This window comes from Burkholderia sp. LMG 13014, from assembly GCF_905232215.1.
Classification (GTDB): Bacteria; Pseudomonadota; Gammaproteobacteria; order Burkholderiales; family Burkholderiaceae; genus Burkholderia.
The window spans coordinates 1-5,033 of the sequence record NZ_CAJNKE010000440.1 but is presented as its reverse complement, the minus strand read 5'-3'; the positions used below and the strand labels follow the sequence as shown (position 1 = coordinate 5,033).

At 65.7% G+C, this 5,033-nt stretch carries 6 protein-coding genes; 5 read left to right on the top strand and 1 reads right to left on the bottom strand.

Translation table 11 applies throughout. From position 1 onward, the window contains the following. The 5 genes from JYJ84_RS28115 to JYJ84_RS28095 all read left to right on the top strand — a co-directional run. On the top strand, positions 1 to 524 hold a 524-nt coding region (locus JYJ84_RS28115; protein WP_205189730.1), incomplete at its 5' end, for a DUF2345 domain-containing protein. 5 nt (positions 525 to 529) lie between these two features. After that, positions 530 to 1,420: a DUF4123 domain-containing protein gene (locus tag JYJ84_RS28110; RefSeq protein WP_175221360.1), complete on the top strand. Its 891-nt coding sequence runs from the start codon at positions 530 to 532 to the stop codon at positions 1,418 to 1,420. After that, positions 1,417 to 1,791 carry a DUF805 domain-containing protein gene (locus tag JYJ84_RS28105; protein WP_175221361.1) on the top strand — a complete coding sequence of 125 codons (375 nt, stop codon included), beginning with the start codon at positions 1,417 to 1,419 and terminating at the stop codon, positions 1,789 to 1,791. Before JYJ84_RS28110 ends, JYJ84_RS28105 begins: the two co-directional genes overlap by 4 nt. An 8-nt stretch (positions 1,792 to 1,799) precedes the next feature. Further along, complete coding sequence (locus JYJ84_RS28100; RefSeq protein ID WP_122945056.1) at positions 1,800 to 2,279, top strand: DUF3304 domain-containing protein; 480 nt, start codon at positions 1,800 to 1,802, stop codon at positions 2,277 to 2,279. Between the two features lie 5 nt (positions 2,280 to 2,284). Continuing rightward, complete coding sequence (locus tag JYJ84_RS28095) at positions 2,285 to 4,408, top strand: phospholipase effector Tle1 domain-containing protein (protein WP_122945057.1); 2,124 nt, start codon at positions 2,285 to 2,287, stop codon at positions 4,406 to 4,408. 51 nt (positions 4,409 to 4,459) lie between these two features. On the opposite strand, the gene JYJ84_RS28090 is transcribed toward JYJ84_RS28095, so the two are convergent. Next, positions 4,460 to 5,033, bottom strand: a 574-nt coding sequence (locus tag JYJ84_RS28090; protein WP_205189728.1) for a TrbG/VirB9 family P-type conjugative transfer protein, incomplete at its 5' end; no start/stop codon positions are given.

Genomic DNA, 5,033 nt, shown 5'->3' with positions numbered 1-5,033 from the left:
GCGTCGCCGCGCTGACGGCGAAGAGCCACATCTGGACGTCGGGTACGCACACCGTGCTGAGCGCCGGACGCGACGTGCAGGTCACGGTTCAGGGCAAGTCGAGCGTCGTGGCGAAGGAAGGGATCGCGCTGTACGCACATGGCACGTCCGGCGGCGATCGTCCGGTGCCGGCCACGGGCATCACGCTGCATGCGGCGACGGGCGCCGTCACCGTGCAGGCGCAGAACGGCGGGACGCTCGACGCGAATGCGCAACGCGCGGTCACGGTGTCGAGCGCGCAGGCGAGCGTGGCACTGCAGTCGCCGAAACGGCTGCTGCTGACAGCAGCCAACGCGTTCCTCAAGATGGAAGGCAACGACATCGTGATCGGCGCGCCGGGCAAGGCGACGTTCCATGCCGCGCAGCACACGCTGACCGGCCCGCGTTCCGCGAACGTGCAGTTGCCGTCGATGAACAAGCCCGCATGCGTGGAGTGCATGCGGGATCTCGCGCATCGCCACGAAGCGATCGCCACGCGCGGGTGATGGCGATGACTACGCTGGTTCAGACATGGGAAACGGCGGGTGCCGGCGAGCAGGCGGCGTTTCCCGATACACATCGCTATCTGTTGACCGATGCATCGCAACTGCCGATCAATGCGGCGCCGTGGCGCGACCTGATCGCGCAAGGGCAGGTTCGCAACGTGCTGGACGGCCAGCCCGAGGCGAGCGATCCGGAAGTCTGCGCGCTGTTGTGCGACTATCGTGCGCCGCATGTTCCGGCGCTGCTTGAACGGCACCTCGCGCGGCGGCCATTCGCGTTTCTGTCGCTGGTCAGCGTCTATCCGCTCGACGAGCTGGCGGCGAAACTCGGCGTCCGGACGCGCGTGATGCTGCCCGACGATCGTGACGGCCTGCTGCGGTTCTACGACGCGGCCGTGTTCCAGACGCTGGCGGGGGCGCTGTCGGAATCGCGCTATCAGGCGTTGCTGTCGCCATGCGTATCGTGGACCTATGTCGGTCGCGATGGTGTGATCGGTACGGCACGGCATCCGCGCCGGCATGAACGGATTTTCTATGCACGGGTGGATGCGCGCGAGCTCGACGCGTTGCGCCGCGACAGCCGGCCGGACGCCGTGATCGCCGAACTGCGGCGCAACGGCCGGATCGCCGTCGATGCCGATCCGTTCGAAACGTATGCGGGCATGCGCAATCTGTTCGGCATACTGGACGCACAGGGGCTGCAGGACGAGCGGCTGGCGTACCGGATCGCCGCGACGCTGGCGATGGTCGGCCATGTCCAACTCGGCGATACGATCGTCGCCGAGTGTATCGAGGCGCATCGGAACGATCACGATGCGTTGTGCGACGCGTTGCTCGATCGTCTGATCGAACATGACGACGCACGGGTTGAAGAGCCGGAACAGGAGGCGCGGCGATGAGCGTGCGGACCCTGTTCTCGTTCAGCGGCCGTGCCGGACGCATGCAGTGGTGGGGCGTGACCGTGCCGCTGCTGATCGCCGCTTCGGCGATCGATGCACTGGCCGATCTGCCGTTCGCGCAGCGCATGACGCCGGTCGTCGATGTCGCTGGCTGGGCATTCGCGATCGTGATGGTCTGGATGCTCGTGGCGGTATCGGTCAGGCGCTGGCACGACCTCGGCAAGTCCGGGTGGTGGACGCTCCTTCATGCCGTTCCGATCGGCGGCGCGTTCGTCGCCATTGCGATGAACGGGTTCTATCGCGGGGACGGCGCACGCAACCGGTTCGGTCCGCCATGGCCGGAAGCAAGCAACAACGACGCAAGTTTGTGAGGATATCGATGAAATTCAGGGCAGGGATGCATGGTTTGGCGCTCGTCGGGCTGGGTGTGCTCGCGGCATGCGGCAAGCACGGTGTCGATGCGTCGGCGGAGCCGCACAACGTGTGCGTCACCGGATACAACGAGTACGGCCGCAAGCTTCACGAGTTCTGGCTCGACAACGAGCACAAGTCGGGATGCTTCGGCAATCCGTCGGCACGGGAAGACGGCGAGGCCTTCGGCGGCGGCGGCGGATTCGCGTGCGGCTGCAAGGTGACGCCGGGGCAGAAGGTGAAGCTGTTCTGGGAGTTCGCGCAGCCGCTGGACGACATTCAGCGCGGCATTCAACCGGAACGCAAGACGATCGACGTGACGATCCCGCAGCCGGAATCGTCGACGTCGCGCTATCTGCGCGTGTATTTCCGCAAGAACGGCACCGCCGAGCTGCAGTGGGTCGACGACATGAACGCGCCCGAGCTCAAGCCGACTCAGGAGAAGTGAGCGCCATGGCCGAAATCAACCTGAAGAAGGATGCCGCAAGCGCGGAGACGGATCGCGTCAAGGCGGAAGCCGAGCAGATGTGTCCCGCGTGCGAGCACATGCTGTGGGTCAGCTTCTATTTCGACGGATTCGGTTTCGGCGACAAGGAAGGACCGCGAACCAACATCCTGAAGCTGTTCAATGCCGCATACGACAAGAAGAACAAGAACATGCGGCGCTTCTACTATCCGGGGCTCGGCGCCGACTTCGACCCCGAAGCCGGCGTGCTGCGCCAGGTCCTGAAGGACAAGGCGCTGGATACCGCCGGCGAAAAGGCTGGCGACAAGCTCAAGGACGCGACCATCGGCAAGGCCAAGGAAAAGGCGCAGAAGGCCACCGAGGACGCGTGGAAGCAGAGCGGCAAGATCGGGAATCCGACGTTGGGCAACCGCGTGAGCGACACGTTCGATACGCTGGTCGGCAAGGCGAAGGGCAGCATGGGCGACGCGCGCAAGCGGGTCGAGCGCGCGATCGAGCGGCCGGGTTCGGAAAAGAACCGCGCGTTGCGCTACCTGAAGCGCGAATGGAGAGGGTTCTGGCGCGATGTCGTCAAGTATCCGTACCGGATTCCGAAGACCGTGCTGAAGGAGGTCGGCAAGGAAACGCTCGGTGCGCTGGCCGAGTCGTTCCAGCTCTCGCGCGACACGAAGCTTGGCGCCGCCCTGTTCAATACGGGCGTCGATACGCGCCTGAAGGCGGCGGACGAGGATTTCAAGGCGGCCGTGGCCGGCACGAAGCAAGCGGGAACGATCAACAAGATTCACATCGCGATCTTCGGGTACGACATGGGCGGCGGCCTCGCGCTGGCCTTTGCCAAGCAGCTGCTCGACGAAACCTGCAAGGGCGGGAAATACGACGGCGTGGCGGTCAAGATCAAGTTCATGGGACTGTTCGACTGCGTGACGAACCGCTTCGACGACAACCTGCTGACGGGCTACATTCCGTTGAGCAATGCGGTGTCGTCGGATCTGATCCTGTCGCCGGACATCGAGAAATGCGTGCACTACGCGGCCGCGCATGAACTGCGCGTGTACAAGCCGCTGACGATGCTGGGCGTCGATCCGGCAGACATGCGCGGCCGGCGGCAGGAGCGGCTCTTCCCGGGCGCGCAGGTCGATGTCGGCGGCGGGGCGATCGAAGGCGAGGACGGCATTTCCGACAAGCTCGCGCGCCTGCCGCTCGAGATGATGTACCACCGCGCATACGGCGCCGGGATTCCGATGCCGAGCCTGACTGCGCTGGCGAAGGAGGACGGTGCGCTGTATCAGCAGGTGGTCGCGCCGCAGGAGGTCCAGGGCTTCCAGCTCGACTACCGGATCGCCGTCAAGAAGCTGGTGTCGACGACGCGCGAGATTCCGCCGCTGTCACCGCTGGGCGCGGGCATCGGCTATCCGTCGGCGGCGCGCAAGCCGTCGACCGGGCCGCTCGATTTCCTCAATCCGAAGCCGGTGCCCGACATGACGGACGGTTGCCGCGTGCCTGACACGACGCCGCCGCGCCCGGTCGTCGTGACCGACCTGCCGAAAGACATCCAGGGTGAGCTCAAGGGCCACATGGTCGTGTATATCCAGTGGCTGCGCATGTGGTACGACCGCGCGGAAAACCGCACGGCCGCGGAGCAGCGCAAGCCGGGCTGGCTGGGCGGCGCGGCCAACCCGCTGGCGTACGGTCGTTACGAGAAGCTGGTGCGCGAAATCGACTACCAGAAGCAGCACGGTACGCGGCCGATGTCCGGTTTCGATCAGAAGCAGGCGATGAAACAGCTCGGCGGCGAGCTGCCGGCGTCGATGTTCAACACCGATCCCCAGGCGCAGGCGCTGTTCTGGTTGTGGAACAATCCTGGCCAGCGCCTGCCGCAAGTCGAAGCGATGTATCCGCTGTTCGTGAAGCACGTGCACGACAGCATGGCGGAGAGCGACATCGAGGCCGTGTGGAGCCACCTCGTGTCGATCAAGAACTACATGAACACGCGGGCGATGCAGAAGATCGCGACCGCGCCCGACAAGTCCTTCCTGGATCGCGTCGCAGACGTCTATCACTCGCTGGTGTCGTCGGTATCGACGCCGTCCGGTACGACGGCCGCTCGATAACCGGCCAGCGCGTGACGCATGCCGGTTGCCGACGCGCAACCGGCATGCGCGTTACTTCGAGATGTACCAGAGCGCGTCGGTGCTGACGCGCGTGGCCGGCGTCGTCGCGGCCGGTGCCTGAGGCGTAACGGCAGGCGGCGTGTTCGACGTCACCGCGGTGGGCCACGTGGCCGGTGCGTTCGACGCGGGTGAGGGCGTGGCCGTGTTCGCGGCAGTTGCCGTTCCCGACGTCGACGGCGTATTCAGGTACCACAGCGCATCGGTCGATGCCGAGCGTTTCGCGGCCGTTGCGGTCGTTGCAGCCGGACTGGCTGCCGTATTCGTCGACGCACTGGCCGACTTCTTCGATGCAGCGGCCGAAGCCGTCGCCGGGCCTGCCGTACCGGCCTGCGCCGTCATGCCGGCGCCATTGCCCGCGCTACGCTGCGCGCGCGCCTCGAACGGCCCGAGCTGGAAGATTAACGTTTGCGCGGGACGCGTCAGAACGGCATACGGAAACTGCAGCTCCCACGACATCAGCACGCGCCCGGCCGACGTCTCGGTGAAGATTGCCGGCACGTGCTTCATGTCGCTGAACTGCACGTAGATCCGCGCGCCGTCGTCGAAGACCTGGGTCGGCTTCGCC

Excerpts from the sequence above, each read along its gene's own strand:
- JYJ84_RS28110 (WP_175221360.1), top strand. The coding sequence starts at position 530 with ATGACTACGCTGGTTCAGACATGGGAAACGGCGGGTGCCGGCGAGCAG.
- JYJ84_RS28105 (WP_175221361.1), top strand. The coding sequence starts at position 1,417 with ATGAGCGTGCGGACCCTGTTCTCGTTCAGCGGCCGTGCCGGACGCATG.
- JYJ84_RS28100 (WP_122945056.1), top strand. The coding sequence starts at position 1,800 with ATGAAATTCAGGGCAGGGATGCATGGTTTGGCGCTCGTCGGGCTGGGT.
- JYJ84_RS28095 (WP_122945057.1), top strand. The coding sequence starts at position 2,285 with ATGGCCGAAATCAACCTGAAGAAGGATGCCGCAAGCGCGGAGACGGAT.